Origin of the sequence: Agrobacterium sp. 22094 (assembly GCF_052046015.1) — a bacterium.
Lineage (GTDB): Bacteria > Pseudomonadota > Alphaproteobacteria > Rhizobiales > Rhizobiaceae > Agrobacterium > Agrobacterium cavarae.
Genome location: NZ_JBQEPX010000001.1, coordinates 1,383,823 through 1,402,872 on the forward strand (window position 1 = coordinate 1,383,823; position 19,050 = coordinate 1,402,872).

Annotated in this window: 15 protein-coding genes, 2 tRNA genes and 1 riboswitch; of the genes, 6 read left to right on the plus strand and 11 right to left on the minus strand. The window is 56.9% G+C overall.

Annotation, left to right across the window (positions count from 1 at the left end; translation table 11 throughout):
- Positions 1–121 precede the first annotated feature (121 nt).
- A tRNA-Asp gene (locus ACTJK5_RS06625) sits at positions 122–198 on the minus strand.
- Positions 199–850: 652 nt separating this feature from the next.
- Here ACTJK5_RS06625 and ACTJK5_RS06630 point away from each other — a divergent pair.
- Positions 851–926 (plus strand) — tRNA-Val (locus tag ACTJK5_RS06630).
- Positions 927–1,655: 729 nt separating this feature from the next.
- Here ACTJK5_RS06630 and ACTJK5_RS06635 read toward each other — a convergent pair.
- The 5 genes from ACTJK5_RS06635 to clpP all read right to left on the minus strand — a co-directional run bounded on the left by ACTJK5_RS06635 (position 1,656) and on the right by clpP (position 8,551).
- Positions 1,656–2,558, minus strand: a complete 903-nt coding sequence (locus tag ACTJK5_RS06635) for a DMT family transporter (RefSeq protein ID WP_440612041.1) — start codon at positions 2,556–2,558, stop codon at positions 1,656–1,658.
- 128 nt (positions 2,559–2,686) lie between these two features.
- Positions 2,687–2,835, minus strand: a riboswitch (FMN riboswitch).
- A 138-nt stretch (positions 2,836–2,973) separates the two neighbouring features.
- Positions 2,974–3,249 carry a DNA-binding protein HupB gene (hupB, locus tag ACTJK5_RS06640; protein ID WP_062425544.1) on the minus strand — a complete coding sequence of 92 codons (276 nt, stop codon included), beginning with the start codon at positions 3,247–3,249 and terminating at the stop codon, positions 2,974–2,976.
- A 201-nt stretch (positions 3,250–3,450) separates the two neighbouring features.
- Positions 3,451–5,868, minus strand: a complete 2,418-nt coding sequence (gene lon / locus ACTJK5_RS06645) for an endopeptidase La (RefSeq protein WP_440612042.1) — start codon at positions 5,866–5,868, stop codon at positions 3,451–3,453.
- Positions 5,869–6,281: 413 nt separating this feature from the next.
- Positions 6,282–7,559, minus strand: a complete 1,278-nt coding sequence (clpX, locus tag ACTJK5_RS06650; protein ID WP_062425546.1) for an ATP-dependent Clp protease ATP-binding subunit ClpX — start codon at positions 7,557–7,559, stop codon at positions 6,282–6,284.
- A 359-nt stretch (positions 7,560–7,918) separates the two neighbouring features.
- The gene (clpP, locus tag ACTJK5_RS06655) at positions 7,919–8,551 is read right to left on the minus strand and encodes an ATP-dependent Clp endopeptidase proteolytic subunit ClpP (RefSeq protein ID WP_335322654.1); all 633 of its coding nucleotides are present in this window, start codon (positions 8,549–8,551) and stop codon (positions 7,919–7,921) included.
- Positions 8,552–8,967: 416 nt separating this feature from the next.
- On the opposite strand from clpP, the gene ACTJK5_RS06660 reads away from it, so the two are divergent.
- Together ACTJK5_RS06660 and ACTJK5_RS06665 are read left to right on the plus strand one after the other, a co-directional pair.
- Positions 8,968–10,215 (plus strand): GGDEF domain-containing protein, encoded by a 1,248-nt coding sequence (locus tag ACTJK5_RS06660; protein ID WP_440612043.1) that lies wholly within the window; start codon positions 8,968–8,970, stop codon positions 10,213–10,215.
- Positions 10,216–10,378: 163 nt separating this feature from the next.
- Positions 10,379–11,626 (plus strand): cytochrome P450, encoded by a 1,248-nt coding sequence (locus tag ACTJK5_RS06665; RefSeq protein WP_440612044.1) that lies wholly within the window; start codon positions 10,379–10,381, stop codon positions 11,624–11,626.
- Here ACTJK5_RS06665 and ACTJK5_RS06670 read toward each other — a convergent pair.
- Positions 11,616–12,602 (minus strand): helix-turn-helix transcriptional regulator, encoded by a 987-nt coding sequence (locus ACTJK5_RS06670; protein WP_335322657.1) that lies wholly within the window; start codon positions 12,600–12,602, stop codon positions 11,616–11,618. The genes ACTJK5_RS06665 and ACTJK5_RS06670 overlap by 11 nt on opposite strands.
- Before the next feature lie 117 nt (positions 12,603–12,719).
- On the opposite strand from ACTJK5_RS06670, the gene ACTJK5_RS06675 reads away from it, so the two are divergent.
- Positions 12,720–13,382, plus strand: a complete 663-nt coding sequence (locus ACTJK5_RS06675; protein ID WP_335322658.1) for a glutathione S-transferase family protein — start codon at positions 12,720–12,722, stop codon at positions 13,380–13,382.
- A 35-nt stretch (positions 13,383–13,417) separates the two neighbouring features.
- On the opposite strand, the gene ACTJK5_RS06680 is transcribed toward ACTJK5_RS06675, so the two are convergent.
- The 4 genes from ACTJK5_RS06680 to ACTJK5_RS06695 form a co-directional block, all read right to left on the minus strand.
- Positions 13,418–13,774, minus strand: a complete 357-nt coding sequence (locus tag ACTJK5_RS06680) for a cupin domain-containing protein (protein WP_130977420.1) — start codon at positions 13,772–13,774, stop codon at positions 13,418–13,420.
- A 47-nt stretch (positions 13,775–13,821) separates the two neighbouring features.
- Positions 13,822–15,105, minus strand: a complete 1,284-nt coding sequence (locus ACTJK5_RS06685; RefSeq protein ID WP_113272261.1) for an O-acetylhomoserine aminocarboxypropyltransferase — start codon at positions 15,103–15,105, stop codon at positions 13,822–13,824.
- An 84-nt stretch (positions 15,106–15,189) separates the two neighbouring features.
- Positions 15,190–15,624 carry a CoA-binding protein gene (locus ACTJK5_RS06690; RefSeq protein WP_112952656.1) on the minus strand — a complete coding sequence of 145 codons (435 nt, stop codon included), beginning with the start codon at positions 15,622–15,624 and terminating at the stop codon, positions 15,190–15,192.
- Between the two features lie 484 nt (positions 15,625–16,108).
- Entirely contained in the window at positions 16,109–17,002 is an 894-nt protein-coding gene (locus tag ACTJK5_RS06695) for a LysR family transcriptional regulator (protein ID WP_440612045.1), read from the minus strand.
- A gap of 63 nt (positions 17,003–17,065) precedes the next feature.
- On the opposite strand from ACTJK5_RS06695, the gene ACTJK5_RS06700 reads away from it, so the two are divergent.
- Both ACTJK5_RS06700 and ACTJK5_RS06705 read left to right on the plus strand, forming a co-directional pair.
- Positions 17,066–17,743 carry an NADPH-dependent F420 reductase gene (locus tag ACTJK5_RS06700; protein ID WP_440612568.1) on the plus strand — a complete coding sequence of 226 codons (678 nt, stop codon included), beginning with the start codon at positions 17,066–17,068 and terminating at the stop codon, positions 17,741–17,743.
- A gap of 367 nt (positions 17,744–18,110) precedes the next feature.
- Positions 18,111–18,947, plus strand: coding sequence for a DMT family transporter (locus ACTJK5_RS06705; protein ID WP_111847862.1), 837 nt, complete (start codon positions 18,111–18,113; stop codon positions 18,945–18,947).
- Positions 18,948–19,050 lie beyond the last annotated feature (103 nt).

Here is a 19,050-nt window from a genome sequence, read left to right on the forward strand (position 1 = left end):
GCGAAAACTGGACTTTCCGGCGGAACAATTCGACCGGTTGAGTAAGGCGAAATTGACTAAATCTTGCGGTGCAAACCGCGCCCTGCTGATCGCAGATATAGCAATGGAGGTAGAAAAAAAGTGGCGCGAGTGACGGGGCTCGAACCCGCGACCTCCGGCGTGACAGGCCGGCACTCTAACCGACTGAGCTACACCCGCATCTCCTGACAGGAGGCTTCCACCTCGCTGCACGAACCGCCTCGGCTGTTCGTTGAGCGGCTAACTAAGGCGTTCGTGTGGGGGTGTCAAGCAGCTTTCACGACAAAAGGATAAGCTTGTGCATTTTGCCATGGGACCAGCTTCCAAAAGCCCAGCTTTCCGGGCCATCGACGAAGCAACCGCAATTGTGCAACTCAAACATCTTATCCACAGACCGCACTATTACTCTTGGAGACCATTCTCGAGTCGCCTCCTTTGACGCGAATCCATGACGAGGGCTCCTCCCCTTTTCTCCTCCAAACATTGTGCCGTTTCGGACCTTAGCGCGTCCCGATTGTCTTGGGCCTGACTCGTCATCGCGCGGAAAAGAAAGATAGGTCCATCCGAGGATAGAGTGGTGGCTCCGCTATCGCAGGCTTCGTAGGTCACTGGCGTCGGGCGGTTGGGTTTATCAGAAACACCTGGTTGGTCCCTGGACGGTAAACAGCTGATATAGCGTAGGAAATTTGCGTGGCCGCCAAATCACTCGCCTTTCGCACCGCGACAAAAAAACGGAAAAAACAAAAAAACTTCACAAAGGCTCTTGCGGTTTCCATCCGATCCGAATAGATCACGGCCACCGACGCGGCAGACACGATCTGCAAGACGCGAAGGGCGATTAGCTCAGTTGGTAGAGCGCCTCGTTTACACCGAGGATGTCGGGAGTTCGAGTCTCTCATCGCCCACCATTTTCTTCCCAGATGTCACGACTTAAACTTAAATGGCTGTCTCTTCGACAGCCCTGATCTCGCACTACCTTTGTCGAGCTCTGCTGGTGCTGGTGTGTGTCGCTCGCTGATGATCCGAGCAACCGGCGATGCTTGAGCCAGCTCAGTTTGACTCCGCGTTTGTTGCTCCACGCCCTGTCCCAGAATCGGACAGTCCGCTCATTGAGCGATTCAAGAATTATAAAGAGGTTTCGCACCATAAGTATCTCGTCGTCCTCATGATGAAGACGCGAGTAATGGGATGAACCATGTCAGTACACACGCTCGCCACCCTGGCGCTTATTGCCTTGCCGATTTATTTCTTTTTCCGATGGGTTCAGTACGATTCGGAGAATCAGGACAAGCAGCGATGAGCTTATGAAACTCACCTCACTTTAAAAAACGACGCCCTTTCCTACAGACGTTTTCGCACTGATCGAAGGTCATTCGCATGTGCCTTGTGGACGGCTTGCTGCCGCTCATGTCCTATGCGTGCTCTCCCCTCGGCGAATCCCATCGGAGAAGAGCACCTTCGACGCCTGACGAGCGGTTGGCGCGACATGCGTCCTATGGGGCGCACAGAGGACGCGTCTCAGTCTTTGACTTTATGCATCGTGCTTTTCCGAACATCGATTTCGATGTTCGGGTCGATGCCTTAGGCGTTTGGCCATGGCACCGGGCGTAGCGCGCCCGGTGTGGTTGCATTTTCCGTCACGAGATGGGCACCGCTTCCTTGCTGGCTTCACGCAGCATGAGGAAGAGTGACGCGAAGAGGATAAGAGTAGCACCCAGCCAGAGATAGCCGCTCGGTGCGTAGCCAAACACCAGCCAGCCTGCAAGAACGTTCAACGGTAGCTTCAGATCATCAAAGGGCTGCACGTAGGCCGCATCAGCCGCGTTGTAAGCGAGCGTCAGGAGATATTGCCCAAGCGCCGTCAGCAGCCCTGCCGCAAGCAGCAGCCAGAGCGCAAGACCCTCCGGAACAGCAAAGCCAGAGGCTGCGGCAAGGCCCGCATTGATGGGCGTCAGCAGGACGAGGAGCCAGACGGTCACCGTCTCGGGCGGCTCGTGATGCGTGAGGTTCTTCATGATCAATGACGATCCACCCCACAGCAATGCCGAAAGCACAGGCAGCAGCGCGGCCTTGGTAAAGCTGTCCGACCATGGCTGCAGGATGATCATCGCGCCAATGAAACCCGTGAGTGTTGCAAGCCATCTGTCGCGGCCGACGGTTTCACCCAGGAAGAGCCGAGCGCCGATGATGATGAAGAAGGGCGAGGTCATGACAAGCGCGATCGCCTGCCAGATCGGCACTGTCACCAGTCCCGTCACCCAGGCCTGAACACCGAAAGCAGCAAGCAGGACACGGAAGATGTGCCGGAAGGGATAATCGGTCTTCATTGCGCGCAGGCCTAGCCGAACCAGCAAGGGCAGCGAGAGGATGAGCGCGAAACCATATTGCCAGAAAGCTGTGGACGCCGGCGGAAAGCCGAGCGTCATGGCAAGTTCCTGGGTGACGACGTTGAGTGCGGCGAAAGCGATACCCGCCAGAACCATAAAACCGGCGCCGAGAACGGCCCGGGAGCGGAAGAGCGAAACAGTGCTCTGATTCATGTCATGTTTCCTTTTCCAAAGGACCAACACAAATCAGGACAGATGAGGACGACGGAAACCGCATCGGCAAGGACACGATGAAACGCGCACTGCCTCCCCCTGCTTTCGCAGATGAGAGCGCAGCCTGACCTCATTCTCTTTCATCCGGACTATACCGTCGGCTCCGGAGTTGCACCGGATCTGCTGACCCTGCCCTCTTTCGAAGAACAGGCGCTCGCGGGCTTGAGGTTTCCCTCTCACCGCCGGTGGGGAATTACACCCCGCCCTGAGAACGAATGCCGGAAGGACCGGCGAAATAGAAATATGGTACGCCAAGCCACAACGCAAGATGGTCAAAAAGAAAGCCCGGCGCGGAGGCCGGGCTTGCAGGATATCGAATTGTCATTGACCTCATGCGAGATGAGGTCGGGACGGATCAGCTGTTGACCGCGTCCTTCAGGCCCTTGCCTGCAGAGAACTTCGGGACGTTGCGAGCAGGAATATCGACCTCTTCGCGGGTCGCCGGGTTGCGGCCCTTGGTTGCCTTGCGGTGGCTGACGCTGAAGCTACCGAAGCCAGCGAGACGGATGTCGCCACCAGCCTTCAGTTCGTTCTGTACAGTTTCAAATACGGCGTCAACGGCAGAAGCGGCATCAGCCTTGGACAGGCCAGCCTTCTCGGCAACTGCGGAAACGAGCTCGTTCTTGTTCATGTTTCCATCCCTTTCAGTGGTATGAAACGACTCAAAATCAGGTCCGCGCAGAATAGAGTTCTATTCGCGCACCGCCACCCAAAAGCGATGGAATCGCCTGAAAAACAAGAGGTCTCGTGGTTTTTTCACAAAAAAGGCCGGCATTTCCGCCGGCCTTCCAGAAGTTCTGTGCTAATTTAGCACCATAGATCGCTCAAAATCTTAATGGGCGATCGTCTGGCCGCCGTCATCAACACCTTCAACAGTCGCAATCACCGGCGTTTCGATGCTGCCGTCCCACTCGATCGGCTCCGGTTTACGGGTCAGAGCATGCTCAAGAACCTCACCCATGCGGGACACTGGAATGATCTCCATGCCGTTCTTCACATTGTCCGGAATGTCCGCCAGATCCTTGGCGTTTTCTTCTGGGATCAGCACCTTCTTGATGCCGCCGCGAAGTGCTGCAAGCAGCTTTTCCTTCAATCCACCGATCGGCAGGACACGACCGCGAAGCGTAATCTCGCCCGTCATCGCCACGTCCTTCGAGACAGGAATACCTGTCATGATGGAGACGATGGCCGTTGCCATGGCGACACCTGCAGACGGACCGTCCTTCGGCGTTGCGCCTTCCGGCACGTGCACGTGGATGTCGCTCTTGTCGAAGCGTGGAGGCTCGATGCCGAAATCGACCGCGCGCGAACGGACATAGGATGCCGCCGCCGAGATAGACTCCTTCATCACTTCCTTCAGGTTACCGGTCACGGTCATACGACCCTTGCCCGGCATCATCACTCCTTCGATGGTGAGCAACTCGCCCCCCACTTCTGTCCAGGCCAGACCCGTGACGACACCGACCTGATCCTCACGCTCGGCCTCGCCGTGACGGAAGCGCGGCACACCCAGATAGTCGTTGATGTTTTCAGCCGTGACTTCGACCGACTTGGTCTTGCCCTTGATGATCTCGGTGACGGCCTTGCGGGCAAGCTTCATCAGCTCACGTTCGAAGTTACGAACACCGGCTTCGCGGGTGTATTGCTGAATGATGGCCATCAAGGCGCCATCCGTCACGGAGAACTCCTCCGGACGCAGGGCATGCTCCTTGATTGCCTTAGGCAGCAGGTGCCGCTTGGCGATCTCGCGCTTTTCGTCTTCGGTGTAACCGGCAATACGGATCACTTCCATACGGTCCATCAGCGGACCAGGAATGTTAAGCGTGTTGGCGGTCGTCACGAACATGACGTCGGACAGATCGTATTCCACTTCCAGGTAGTGATCCATGAAGGTGGAGTTCTGTTCCGGATCCAGCACCTCGAGCAGAGCCGACGATGGGTCGCCACGGAAATCCATGCCCATCTTGTCGATTTCATCGAGCAGGAAGAGCGGGTTCGCCCTCTTAGCCTTCTTCATCGACTGGACGATCTTGCCCGGCATGGAGCCGATATAGGTCCGGCGGTGACCGCGAATTTCCGCTTCGTCACGGACGCCACCAAGCGCCATGCGAACATATTCGCGACCAGTTGCCTTGGCGATGGACTTCGCAAGCGAGGTCTTACCGACGCCTGGAGGGCCGACGAGGCATAGGATCGGTCCGCGGATCTTCGTGGCACGGGCCTGTACGGCCAGATATTCGACGATACGTTCCTTGACCTTGTCGAGACCAAAGTGGTCCAGATCCAGAACCTGCTCGGCAGCGTTCAGATCAACCTTGACCTTGGACTTCTTGCCCCATGGCAGACCGAGCAGCCAGTCCAGATAGTTGCGCACGACGGTGGCTTCCGCCGACATCGGGCTCATCTGGCGAAGCTTCTTCATCTCCGCTTCGGCCTTTTCCTTGGCTTCCTTGGAGAGCTTGGTCTTGGCGACGCGTTCTTCCAGTTCGGCCATCTCGTCACGGCCGTCTTCGCCGTCGCCGAGTTCCTTCTGGATCGCCTTCATCTGCTCGTTCAGGTAATATTCGCGCTGGGTCTTCTCCATCTGGCGCTTGACGCGCGAGCGGATGCGCTTCTCAACCTGCAGAACGGAAATTTCGCCTTCCATGAAGCCGAGAGCCTTTTCCAGGCGCTGCTTGACGCTCACCGTTTCGAGCATTTCCTGCTTTTCGGTGATCTTGATGGAGAGGTGCGAGGCAACCGTATCGGCGAGCTTGGAATAGTCGTCGATTTGTCCAGCTGCGCCAACCACTTCCGGCGAAATCTTCTTGTTGAGCTTTACGTAGCTTTCGAACTCGGACACGACGGAACGAGACAAAGCCTCGATCTCAACGGCATCTTCTTCCGGCTCGTGCAGGATCGTTGCGGTTGCTTCGTAGAAGTCTTCGCGGCCGGTGTATTCTTCGATCTGCGCGCGGCCCTTGCCCTCGACAAGAACCTTGACGGTACCGTCGGGCAGCTTCAGCAACTGAAGAACGTTGGCAACCGTGCCCACTTTGTGAATCGCAGACGGATCCGGATCGTCATCGCTCGCGTTGATCTGCGTGACAAGCATGATCTGTCTGTCGGAGCCCATGACCTCTTCCAGTGCGCGAATGGACTTTTCGCGTCCGACAAACAATGGAACGATCATATGTGGGAAAACGACAATGTCGCGCAGAGGAAGTACGGGATAGGTACCGCCAGATGCAGCAGACGTGATGTTCGTCATATCATTTCCTTTCCATGGTCCCTATTCGGGACGCTTGCCGGACGTCTTGGGAAGTTTCCGGCATATTCTTATTCGTGACTGAAAGTGGAGTTTCGCACTGTCATTTTCAAGTCACGGAAACCAGCAACCCGCTGTCTATCGTGGGGCCGCATACCTTTGAAAAAACGATGGGCGTGAATACGCTTTTTACTCTCCACCCCTGCCGGGCCCCGCGAAGGTGGATTCGATGAGCGACCTTCACCAAAACGTCACGCCATCACACAAATCACTGGTAAGACTCTATCAGCAAAGCATAATCCGCTCCAACTCAAAATCGGACACGGGCACGGTTATTCGCTATTTCGAGGCTTAAAACGGAAAAAAGGCCCGCCAATGGCGAGCCTTTTCCATTTGATTGCGATCAGCCCTGGTAATCAGGCCGACACATTCGCTTTCTCGTCCTGACGATCGGCGTAGATGTAGAGCGGGCGAGCGAGACCGCTGACGACCTCGTCCGAAATCACCACTTCGCGGACGCCTTCCAGCGTCGGCAGGTCGAACATGGTGTCGAGCAGGATCTTTTCCATGATCGAGCGCAGACCGCGAGCACCGGTCTTACGGGTGATGGCCCGACGGGCGATTTCACGAAGCGCGTCCTCGTGGAATGTCAGTTCAACATCTTCCATCTCGAACAGGCGCTGGTACTGCTTGACGAGAGCGTTCTTCGGTTCGGACAGGATCTGGATCAGCGCATCCTCGTCGAGATCCTCGAGCGTTGCCAGAACCGGCAGACGACCAATGAATTCGGGGATGAGACCGAACTTGACCAGGTCTTCAGGTTCCAGTTCACGCAGCACTTCGCCAACGCGGCGATCGTCTTCTGCCTTGACCGTCGCGCCGAAGCCGATGGATGTCTTCTCGCCGCGGGCAGAGATGATCTTGTCGAGGCCAGCAAATGCGCCGCCGCAGATGAAGAGAATGTTGGTCGTATCCACCTGCAGGAATTCCTGCTGCGGATGCTTGCGACCACCCTGCGGAGGAACGGATGCGACCGTGCCTTCCATGATCTTCAGAAGTGCCTGCTGAACGCCTTCGCCCGATACGTCGCGCGTGATGGACGGATTGTCCGACTTGCGGGAAATCTTGTCCACTTCGTCGATATAGACGATACCGCGCTGGGCGCGCTCGACATTGTAGTCGGCAGCCTGGAGCAGCTTCAGAATGATGTTTTCGACGTCTTCACCGACATAACCGGCTTCGGTCAGCGTCGTTGCATCCGCCATGGTGAAGGGAACATCGATGATGCGCGCCAGCGTCTGGGCAAGATAGGTCTTGCCGCAACCGGTCGGGCCAACCAGCATGATGTTCGATTTCGCCAGTTCCACATCGCCGTTCTTGGAGGCATGCGCGAGGCGCTTGTAATGGTTATGAACGGCAACAGACAGGATCTTCTTCGCCTGTTTCTGGCCGATGACGTATTCGTCGAGGATCTTGATGATGTCCTGCGGGGTGGGAACACCCTCACGCGACTTCACCATCGAACTCTTGTTCTCCTCGCGGATGATGTCCATGCACAATTCGACGCATTCATCGCAGATGAACACTGTCGGCCCGGCAATCAGCTTCCGGACTTCGTGCTGGCTCTTGCCGCAGAATGAACAATAGAGTGTATTTTTCGAGTCGCCGCCGTTGCTGCCGCTGACTTTGCTCATATCTCTTTCCTTCCAGCACGCCGCAGGTCCGCAAAGCGGATCGCGGTCAACTTACCGCCTGCAAATGCGACCGCCATTTCGGGCCTTCGCATCCGCTTCGTTCCCGGGGTACTAGCCGTATCAGATATATGAACTGACGCACGGCGGCAACGAATTCCCCTTAAAACCCCGGAACACGCGTGCTCCGGTATGTCTTCCGATGCCCTCCCTCAAAGCTTTACGTCGTTCGGGAGAGCTTGGTTCAGACTACGTCATAAAAATTCAACATAGCCTTAATATGTACTATTATCGCTTTATTCGCCGGTTTAAAGCCCAGAATTACGATCAGGCCAATAAACCGGCATCGTCAAGCAGTCGCTTTAATTCACGGAAATGCCTTCGATTTCCTGGCGGGAAGTGAGGATCTTGTCGATCACGCCCCAGTCCTTCGCTTCTCCGGCATCCATAAAATGGTCGCGATCGAGCGTCTTTTCAACGTCTTCCAACGTACGGCCGGTGTGTTTCACATAGACTTCGTTCAGGCGACGCTTCATCTTGATGATGTCTCGGGCATGACGCTCGATGTCGGATGCCTGGCCCTGGAAGCCGCCGGACGGCTGGTGAACCATGATGCGGGCGTTGGGCGTTGCAAAGCGCATTCCCTTTTCGCCGGCTGCCAGAAGCAGCGAGCCCATCGAAGCCGCCTGGCCAACGCAAAGAGTGGAGACGGCGGGACGGATGAACTGCATCGTGTCATAGATCGCCATGCCGGCTGTTACGACACCACCCGGGGAATTGATGTAGAGCGCGATTTCCTTCTTCGGGTTTTCGGCCTCGAGGAACAGAAGCTGGGCGCAAACGAGCGAAGCCATGTGATCTTCGACAGGACCTGTCAGGAAGATGATGCGCTCTTTGAGAAGACGGGAGTAGATGTCATAGGAGCGCTCACCGCGGTTGGTTTGCTCCACGACCATCGGCACCAGAGCCATGGCGGTATCAACTGGATTTGTCATGTCCGTCCTTTATCCAATTCTAGCCCGGAAGCTCCGAGCGCCCGGAATCATTATTCGTCAACTCACTACATAGAGTGTCCTTGGTCGGCACTTCAAGACTGAGGCAGCGGATATCCTTAATAGCGAGGACAATTCTTCCACCGCTTTAAAGATGAAATCCCTTGCCGACCAGCCTCTCGTGGCTTGCGTCGCTTCCTCATCAACGACGAACAGCCGGACTGGTCAACAAGCGGTTAAGCGGAACGAGGGGTGACGAATTCTTTACGTAACGTGAGGAAGATACTTTGCGTGAGAGTTTTTCGTTGAAAGTTGCCTTTCGCAGGACTACACGTCGAAGTGGCGTTCTCGACCTTACTCCTCGATCACACTCGACGGTCAGACGAAGCGACTCATTGAAATTTAACTAGGATTGCGCTGTGTTCCAGGCCCAAACAGGCATGCTTCTCTGGTCGTTGGAAACATCGACTCTCGCTGCATTGCTGGCCGTGCTCTGGCTTCATTCGTCCTCCAAGAAACATCACCTGTTTTTCGCCTGCGGCTTTGCAGCGGTGGGCGCCGGTTCTGCGCTCGTAGCGCAACGGGGTTATCTCGCTGATTTCTGGACGATCACCGTTGGCAACACGCTTGCGCTTTCGGCCTTCGGCTTCTGGCTCGCCGGCCTGCTTCGCCTTGAGCAGCGGAAAATCGAGGGGTGGATTTTCATTCCACCGCTTTTGTGGCTGGCCTTCATGTTTCTGCCGGCGGTGTACGACAGCATGCTGGCACGTGTCCTCGTTTATCATGCCTGCGCGGCAGTCGGTTACTTCACCATCACCGGCGTCGTGCTGACCTCCAAAGAGCCGGTCTCAACGACGCGCAAGATCTTTGCCGTAGCCCTCGTCGTGCACGCGCTGATCGGTCCTCTGACCGCAGCCCTGATCATTCCCTACGATTCGCTTGCCGGCCAGACGCTGCCGCTGACCGCACCGGTCGCCTACTCGGCCGCTTTCAGCTTCGTCGTGCTGATGATGATTGCCTTGAAGATGTTCATGGAGGACAACGAGCGGCGACTACACCGTCTTTCAATCACCGATCATCTGACAGGCGTTTTCAACAGGCGCGGACTGATGGAAGCCTATTCTGAGATCAGGAAGGCGCCGGAACATCGTTCATCACAACTCCTGCTTGCTTTGTTCGACATAGATCATTTCAAAAAGATCAACGACCGCCATGGTCACCAGTGCGGCGACGAGGTGCTGGTTCAATTCTGCGATCTCGTCAATCGCATCGTCGGCAGCAAGGGCATCTTCGTGCGCATGGGTGGCGAAGAGTTTGCCTATCTGTTGCCCCATGACGATCTGAACGCTGCGCTGAGGATAGTCGATGGCGTGCGTGTCTATTTCGCTCGTCTTTCCACCGAGGGGAGAGAGGAAAGCTTTACCTCCACGGTGAGTATCGGCATCTACTCCGCCCCGATCGCGGAGGCGGAACTGGATCTGATGCTGAAGATGGCGGACCGGGCGCTCTATGCAGCGAAATCCGCAGGCCGCAATCGCACGGTCGTCAATGACGGCATTGCCAATGTCGTGCTCCCGGCCGACGACCGCGGCGAAGACCCGCATGACAACAATGCCGACCGGCAGGTCGCGGCACTCAACCGCATCGCGGCTATGGGTAGCAACTGACTGTCTATTCTCAGCCTTGCCTCCCTTTCCCGTCGGCTTTGTTTTCGCTAGAGCGCCGTGCGTCCTTTAGGACGCACAAAGGACGCTCTAACTTTTTGAATCTACGCATCGTGCTTTCCGAAAATCGATTCCGATTTTCGGGCCGATGCTGTAGAGGTTGGGCATGAACACCATGCCCGACTTTATCCACATCGACGCGCAAGCGCGTTCCGTTTCGCTAGACGCCCGTAACCCGGCGTTTTATGGCAATCCAAACGCCACATACGCTCTTCTCCACGCACACTGTCCAACCTTCTACTGGGAGGAACAGAAGCAATGGTTCTTCACCGGCTATGATCACGTCAACGCGCTGTTGCGTGACCGTCGCTTCGGGCGGCAGATCCTCCACATTGCCACACGAGAAGAACTTGGCCTGCCCGAGCCGCTCGAACACACTCAGAATTTCGATGCGGCAGAGCGTCATTCCCTGCTCGAGATCGAGCCACCGGAGCACACCCGGCTGCGCACCCTGGTGAACCGTGCCTTCGTCTCCCGCCACGTGGAGAAGATGAAGCCTGAGATCGAGACGCTGGCCCACGGGCTTATCGACCGCTTCGAAAAGGACGGTCAGACGGAGCTGCTGTCCTCTTTCGCCGATATCATTCCGGTAACGATGATTGCCCGGATGATCGGGATCCCTGAAGAAATGGGGCCGCAGCTACTCAAATGGTCGCATGCCTATGTCGGCATGTACATGTTCAAGCGCAGCCGCGAAGATGAGCTTGCCGCCGACCGCGCGGCCAAGGAATTCGCCGATTATGTGCGTATCGTGATTGCCGAACGCCGGGCCGAGCCGAAGGACGATCTGCTCAGCCACATGATCCATACGGAGCATAAGGGCCAGTTTTTGACCGATGATGAACTCATCTCCACAACGATCGTCCTTCTCAACGCCGGGCATGAAGCAACCGTCCACCAGATCGGCAACTCGGTGCGCGTCATTCTGGAAAGCGGGCTCAACCCAAAATCGCTCTTCGGCGACGAGAAAACGACCGAACGGACCGTGGAAGAGACGCTTCGCGTCGGTGCACCCGTCCATATCTTTCAGCGCTGGGCTCTGGAGCCGGTGGAAATCGATGGCGTAAAATTCGAGCGGGGCGACAAGGTCAGCCTCATTCTTGCCGCCGCCAATCTCGATCCGCTAAAATTCAGCGATCCCCTCACCTTCAAGCCGGATCGTGCCGAGGCGCCGAATCTCTCCTTTGGTGCGGGCATCCATTTCTGCATCGGCGCGCCGCTGGCGCGGCTGGAACTGAATATCGTCCTGCCTCTTCTCTTCCAGCGCTTGCCACATCTCAAGCTGGCGAGACAGCCGAAGGTCAAGGACGTCTATCATTTTCACGGTCTGGAACGGCTCGACCTCACTTGGTGAGGTCGTCTGCTCCCTGCGCATAACGGTGCATCAGCGTTTCGATCGCTTGACGCATGGCGTCTCGCAATTCCGGTGGGTCGATCACCTCCACCTCCGGCCCCAGTTTCAACATTTCATGGACGGCCATACGCCTATGCGCCACCGGCAGCCGCACCGTCTGCCACCCAGCCTCGTCGGCCTCTCCGACAAAACCGATATTGGCGCGGACGTAAGGTGGAGCGGTATGCTCGATCTCTTTCAAGCCGTGGGGTGAAATTCGTATCGTCGCCCAGTTCGGATAAAGATCGAGCTCGAGCCTTCTGGTGTTCTCGTTCCAATAGTCCGCCAGGTCGAAACCCTTCGGCCAGTCGAAGCCTTCATCGGTCACGATGAGGTCGAGGACGCGGGATATGCGGTAGGTGCGAGGTGTGTTGTCAACGCGTGCGACGACGTACCAGGCACCACCTTTCATGACGATGCCAAGCGGTTCTGCGACCCGGTTTTTTTCAGCTGTCCATGACCGATAGCGGATGCGGATGCGCTTGGAACTCCAGACGGCACCGGCGATGGCTTGCAGATAATGCGGCTGCTCACCTTCGGCGAGCCAAGTTGGTGCATCAAGATAGAATTTCGTCTGCAGGCGTCGCGCGCTTTCACGCAAATCCTCCGGCAAGGCGGCCGTCAGTTTCTTCTGCGCGCCCGCCATCAGCGCCCCCAAGCCGAGATCGGCGGCAGCGCCGGGAATACCCGACAGAAACATGGCCTCCGCCTCGGACGGTGTCAGCCCATTGAGGCGCACACGATAACCATCAAGAAGACGATACCCACCATCCGAGCCTCGTTCGCTGTAGACTGGGACACCTGAGAGCGAAAGCGCATCGATGTCGCGATAGATCGTTCGCATAGAGACATCGTTCTCCGCAGCCAGCACCTCAGCCGTCACCAGCCCTTTCGCTTGAAGGGTGGTGAGGATGTTGATCAGCCGGCTCGCACGCATCGAAAAATCCTGTTTCTCGATCTATGTCTAATCCAACCTGACATGATCTGACAGGTATGGAAGCGCAATCTCTCGTCATCGCGAAATCGCGAGATTAATCAGCACGGGAGACGACCGGTGACGACGAACCAAGAAATCACACTCTTCTACTCGCCGCAGACACGTGCCACCGGTACCCGCATCTTGCTGGAGGAGTTGAACGTGCCTTATGAGCTGCACGTCCTGAACATGAAGGCAGGCGAACAAAGACGGTCGGAGTATTTGACCATCAACCCGTTCGGCAAGGTACCGGCGGTGCGCGCCGGTGATACGCTGATCACCGAACAGGGCGCGATCTATCTCTATCTGGCCGACCTCTTCCCACAAGCCGGGCTTGCCCCTTCCCTCACCGACCCGGATCGTGGCGCCTATGTCCGTTGGCTGTTCATCTATGGCAGCTGCTTTGAACCGGCCATCTATGACCGCTACATGAAACGCGAGCCGGGCTCTCTCAATGAAACACCCTATGCGAGTTACGACTCGCTGATCGACATGCTGGAAGTGCAGCTGGAGAAGGGACCCTACCTGCTCGGCGAGCGATTCACGGCCGCCGATCTTCTGTGGGGGATCGCGCTTACCTGGACGACGATGTTCGGCCTCGTGGAGGCCCGGCCCGCATTTCAGCGCTACATGGATCGCATCGGGGCTCGTCAGAGCGTGCAGACAGTAACCGCCGAGGACGCCACTATGGCCGCAGAGCATGAAGCTGCGGCCGCTGCGCTGAGCAAGCCAATGTCGTGATGAGCAAGGGAGACGATGTGTGTGGCGCGGCTGGTCTAGAGCCGGACCACATAGTCCTTTCGCGTCGTCTCCACCACTTCCCATGTGCCTTTAAAGCCGGGACGGATGATCTGGCGATCGCCTGCTTTCAGGTGGATAGGCTCTCCACCATCCACCGTCAGAATCGAGTGACCCTCCAGAATGTTGAAGTACTCCCACTCATCATATTCTACCCGCCACTTGCCGGGTGTCGATTGCCAGATGCCGGCATAGAGACCGCCTTCGGCCTCCTCCAGGTTCCAGCTGGTGAATTTCGGATCGCCAGCAATTAGCCTGTCGGGCGCCGGAGCGCCCTCCTCCGGCTGAATGGTGGAAAGATCGCCGTCAGGCTTGAAATTCAGGGTTAGGGCCATGGGCGATCTTGTCCTCTCGTGTTGTGGCTTCTCAAGTTTTTCGGTCGTCAGATTTTCGCCAGCGACTGTTCCAGGTCAGCGATGATGTCTTTCACATCCTCGATGCCGATAGAGAGACGCACCACGTCTGGACCCGCACCCGCCGCAACCTGCTGCTCGGGCGTTAGCTGAGCATGGGTCGTCGATGCAGGGTGGATGACGAGAGAGCGGGTATCGCCGATATTGGCAAGGTGTGAAAAGAGCTGCAATCCTTCCACCAGCGATTTACCGGCCTGGTATCCGCCTTTCACACCGAAGGTGAAGACGGACCCCGCGCCTTTTGGTGAATAGCGTTGTTGCAGAGCATGGTTGTCGCTGTCTTCCAGCCCCGCATAATGCACCCAGCCGATCTTCGGATGCGCCTTCAGCCATTTGGCGACCGCAAGCGCATTGTCGGAGTGGCGCTGGACGCGCAGCGGCAGCGTTTCGATACCGGTGAGAATCAGGAAGGCGTTGAAGGGGGAAATCGAAGGGCCGAGATCGCGAAGGCCGAGGACGCGGGTGGCAATGGCAAAGGCGAAGTTGCCGAAGGTCTGGTGCAGGACGACACCCGAATATTCCGGACGCGGCTGCGATAGAGCCGGAAACTTGTCCGATGCGGACCAGTCGAACGTGCCGCCATCGACGATGATGCCGCCCATGGAGTTGCCATGGCCTCCGAGAAACTTCGTGAGCGAATGAACGACGATGTCGGCACCGTGTTCGATCGGCCGAATGAGATAGGGGCTCGCCATTGTGTTGTCGACGATCAGCGGCAGCCCATGCCTGTGCGCCACCTCCGCAATGGCCGAGATATCGACAAATGTGCCGCCGGGATTGGCAAGGCTCTCGATGAAGATCGCCTTCGTCTTCCCATCGATTTGGGCTTCGAAGTTCGCAGGATCAGCGGCATCCGCCCAGCGCACCTGCCAGCCGAAGTTTTGGAAGGAGTGGCCGAACTGGTTGATCGAGCCGCCATAAAGCTGGCGGGCGGCCACGAAGTTGTCTCCGGATTGCAGCAGAGTGTGAAAGACCAGCAACTGTGCTGCGTGGCCCGACGCCACGGCGAGCGCCGCGGTTCCGCCCTCAAGGGCTGCAACGCGCTCTTCAAGAACCGCCTGCGTTGGGTTCATGATGCGCGTATAGATGTTGCCGAACTCCTTCAGGCCGAAAAGCGCTGCCGCATGGTCGGAATCACGGAACGCGTAAGCCGTGGTCTGGTAGATCGGCGTGGCGCGCGCGCCAGTGGTCGGGTCTGGCTGCGCACCGGCGTGGATAGCAAGGGTAGAAAAGCCCGGCGTATGGTCTGACATGGTGTCCCTCCGACTGTCTTTTTAAACGAGCACAGAAAGGATCATATCGCTTCGACGGCGAAAGATAAGTGCGAACTATCCTAACTATCGTCCGATATTGAGACGAGGATGCTCAATGGCCGGGCAGCGATCCATGATCACTTCCACGCCGTAATGCTCCCCCTTCGCCGCGGCATCATAATCTTTCACGCCCAATTGTGCCCAGACGACCTTGGGGCGGGGTGACATGTGGATCACCTCTTCCATGACGCTGGAGAGATATTCCGATGCGCGGAACACATCGACCATGTCGACGGGCTCAGGAATATCAGCGAGCTTGGCGTAGACCTTTTGCCCAAGGATTTCCTTGCCCTCATGGCCTGGATTGACCGGGAAAACCTTGTAGCCCTTTGAAAGAAGAAACGACATGACGCCATGGCTGGGGCGTGCGGAATTTGGAGAAGCGCCAACCAGCGCGATCGTTGTCGTGTCGGTCAAAATGCGACGGATGTCCTCGTCGGCATAATTGTCGTGATCCATGATCGTCATCCTCCCTTTGGTGGCTGATCCAACTCTAGATCGAGATGGTAATGGATAAAGCATGAATTCCCTGGCGCAGAAAAGGATGCGTAAATTTGCATCTCGCGCTGCCCTTTTATGCGGCAACAGGGCAAATGCCCGATCGTACCGCCTTTGTTCGAACTTCGTTCACCATCACTTTAGAAACTACTTATAGTTACATTAGCAATTTACGTCGCGTCTATAACAAATCCCAATCTGAAACGTTTGAGCTTCAATAAAAACAAAGTTTTAGTGACGATCTTACTTTTTTGGATGTTTGATGAAGTACTTCATGCATTCTTGGGTTGTATAATCTGCGCGTGTCGATGATGCCCGCGGCTTTTCAAAACACGACGTTTTCCCCAGATTACCGGCTGTCTTGGCTCATAATTCCAGCAATTCCCTTCAGCAGATATGCGGCTTCATTTATCGGATGACGAAGGGATCGTCGCGATCGACGACCTCATTTCAAACCGAATTCGTCAACAATGGCGTCAACGAAGCTCTTCACTTTTACTGTGGGACGACGCCCTGCGGGATAGAGAACATGCATGGGGCGGGAGGGGCCCTCGTAATCGGGCAGGACTCTCACAAGCCGGCCAGCCGCGATTTCGCCGCTGAGGACGCCCTCCGGTCCGAGCGTGATGCCATAGCCCTCCACTGCAGCATGCAGAAGCATTTTCCAGTCGTTGCTACGGATCCTCCCTGTCGCCTGAATTTCCTCGACCTGCCCTGCGCGCGTAAACTGCCATCGGCAAGGGATGGAGGGCGACCAGTAGGCATAGGCCAGACAATCGTGGTGCTGAAATTCAGATGGTGTTCGCGGCGTCCCGCGTTTGGCTAGATAGTCCGGCGACGCGCAAGCAATCAACCGATAGGGCGCCAGTGCATGTGCAACAAGAGAGGTGTCCTCGACCTCCCCGATCCGCACCATCACCTCGAAGCCTTCTTCCAGGGGATCGACGAACCGGTCGTTGAGTGTCAGATCGATTTGCATCTGCGGATATCGCCTGAGATAGCGCGTCACGAAGGGTGCCAGGCTAAAAGCACCAAAGGTCATCGGCGCATTGATCCGCAAGACGCCGCTCGGCAGAGACCGCATGTCCTGGGCCAGCGTTTCCGCCGCCTCGGCCTCTGCCAGAACCAGCTTGCAGCGGTCGTAATAGACGCGACCGACGTCCGTCAGGCTCTGCCGTCGCGTCGTGCGGTGGAGAAGCGTTGTGCCGAGCCTGTCTTCGAGAAAGACGACATGCTTGGCAACCATTTGCGGTGACATGCCCATCGCATCTGCTGCGGCGGCGAAGGACCCGACTTCCGACGCCTTGACGAACACCGCCATGCTGGTGAGCCTATCCATGATTGCCTCTTACTGGTTGGGAATGTCCTCTCATCATGGTGATTTATCGCATATCCGACGTGAATTAAACCTCGCTCACCATCAACACGGAGACGAGATATGAAAATCGGAATCATCGGTGCGGGCTTTGTCGGCAGAGCCATCGGCAAGCTAGCCGTTCGCGCGGGCCATCAGGTGATGTTGAGCAACTCACGCGGACCGCACACCTTGTTCAGTATGCGTCACGCCGTGGGTTGCGAGGTCGGAACGGTCGATGAGGCAGCGGCATTCGGCGACATTGTCGTCATCGCCATTCCCCTTGCGGCCTACCGCTCGGTGCCCGTCGCAGTTCTCAACGGCAAGGTGGTCATAGACACAGACAATTATTATCCCGATCGTGATGGGCAGATCGTCGAACTCGACGACGGCAAGATCACAACGAGCGAATTGCTTGCACGGCATCTGCCGCAATCCCGGATCATCAAGGCCTTCAATGCCATCACCATGAACGATCTGGAAAAGGACGGCCTGCCTGCGGGGGCTGGCGAGCGTAGGGCTCTGCCTCTCGCCGGTGACGATGAAGAGGGAAAGACGATCGCCAAAACGCTCTATAACCAGTTCGGATTCGATTCAGTGGATGCAGGTGGTTTGGCTGAAGGCTGGCGTTTTGAACGCGGCACACCAGCCTATTGCGTGCGAATGACCGCAGCCGAGCTAGAAACCGCTCTCGCGAAGGTGGAGCGTCACATCGTGGACGCGTGACGCCATCTACTGCAACGGCATCCGCCGTTGAAATCGAAATCGATTGTCGGAAAGCACGATGCATCGTTTCAACGGTCAAGAACGTCTTTGTGCGTCCCGGAACGAAACCCTCTCGGCGGTCATCAACTCTGTTGAGGACCACCGAGAGGTTCAACCTTGTCGCAACGTCGTGCGGAAGCAGACCTCCCTCACCCCGTTTGACAGCGTAGATGGCCAAGGAATCATAGGCGTCGCTCGCTGTTTTCCGCTTCGCTTTGTAAGCTTTAGCGCCTTGTTTTGTCGCATCTCATCATCGCAAAACCGCGTAACACTTTCGCGCCACATGCTCTAATGTCGGATTTCCATCCAGACGCTTCATGAGTCGCCCGTGTCCCTCGATGTCCTGCTTCTTGTCCTCTTCGGCGCCCTTCTGCATGCCTCGTGGAACGCCCTTGTCAAATCCGGATCGGACAAGGCGCTGGATGCGTCGTTGATCGCTGCGGGTGCCGCTATCTGTTGTGTTCCCTTCTTGCCGTTCCTGCCCCTTCCCGGGTTCGTCGCGCTGCCCTTTCTGGTGGCGTCCGCCTTCCTGCAGTTTGCTTACTTCCGGCTGGTCGCCGCAGCCTATACGGTCGGTGATATCGGCCTCGTCTATCCCGTCATGCGCGGCGTTGCGCCTCTGATCGTGGCAGCGAGCAGCAGCCTGTTTCTCGATGAAAGGCTGGGCACCGCTGCCTTCGCCGGCATTGCTGTCATTTCGGCGGGCATCCTCACCCTTGCCTTCGAGGCACGCCGTGGCGGTCGAAAGGCCATTTTGCTGGCGCTCGCCAATGCAGTGGTCATTGCAGGCTACACATTCGTCGATGGCGTTGGTGCGCGGACCTCGGGCAATGCCATTTCCTATACGCTTTGGATGTCCCTGCTCCCGCCTGTCCTGCTCTTCTCCTATGCCTTCTATCAACGTGGTTATCTGCCGGTCGTGCAGCATGTCAGGCGCAACTGGTGGCGAGGTCTTGCCGGTGGCGGCGGCTCGATTTTGTCCTACGGCCTTGCATTATGGGCAATGACGCAGGCGCCGGTGGCGGTGGTCGCAGCCCTGCGCGAAACCTCCATTCTATTTGCGATCCTGATCTCGGTTTTCCTGCTCAAGGAGAAGGCCAGCCTCTGGCGCTATGTCGCCGGCGGCATCATCGCGATGGGCGTTCTCATCATGCGCTTGGGCTAAGAACGCCATGATTTTGTGTGGTATTATAAAACCACATCATTAACCCTCTGATTTTTATACGTTATTTTTGAAGGTTGCGTTTTTGCGCCTGTTGACGGCTTAC

Excerpts from the sequence above, each read along its gene's own strand:
- ACTJK5_RS06635 (WP_440612041.1), bottom strand. The coding sequence starts at position 2,558 with ATGAATCAGAGCACTGTTTCGCTCTTCCGCTCCCGGGCCGTTCTCGGC.
- hupB (WP_062425544.1), bottom strand. The coding sequence starts at position 3,249 with ATGAACAAGAACGAGCTCGTTTCCGCAGTTGCCGAGAAGGCTGGCCTG.
- lon (WP_440612042.1), bottom strand. The coding sequence starts at position 5,868 with ATGACGAACATCACGTCTGCTGCATCTGGCGGTACCTATCCCGTACTT.
- clpX (WP_062425546.1), bottom strand. The coding sequence starts at position 7,559 with ATGAGCAAAGTCAGCGGCAGCAACGGCGGCGACTCGAAAAATACACTC.
- clpP (WP_335322654.1), bottom strand. The coding sequence starts at position 8,551 with ATGACAAATCCAGTTGATACCGCCATGGCTCTGGTGCCGATGGTCGTG.
- ACTJK5_RS06665 (WP_440612044.1), top strand. The coding sequence starts at position 10,379 with ATGAACACCATGCCCGACTTTATCCACATCGACGCGCAAGCGCGTTCC.
- ACTJK5_RS06670 (WP_335322657.1), bottom strand. The coding sequence starts at position 12,602 with ATGCGTGCGAGCCGGCTGATCAACATCCTCACCACCCTTCAAGCGAAA.
- ACTJK5_RS06680 (WP_130977420.1), bottom strand. The coding sequence starts at position 13,774 with ATGGCCCTAACCCTGAATTTCAAGCCTGACGGCGATCTTTCCACCATT.
- ACTJK5_RS06685 (WP_113272261.1), bottom strand. The coding sequence starts at position 15,105 with ATGTCAGACCATACGCCGGGCTTTTCTACCCTTGCTATCCACGCCGGT.
- ACTJK5_RS06690 (WP_112952656.1), bottom strand. The coding sequence starts at position 15,624 with ATGGATCACGACAATTATGCCGACGAGGACATCCGTCGCATTTTGACC.
- ACTJK5_RS06695 (WP_440612045.1), bottom strand. The coding sequence starts at position 17,002 with ATGGATAGGCTCACCAGCATGGCGGTGTTCGTCAAGGCGTCGGAAGTC.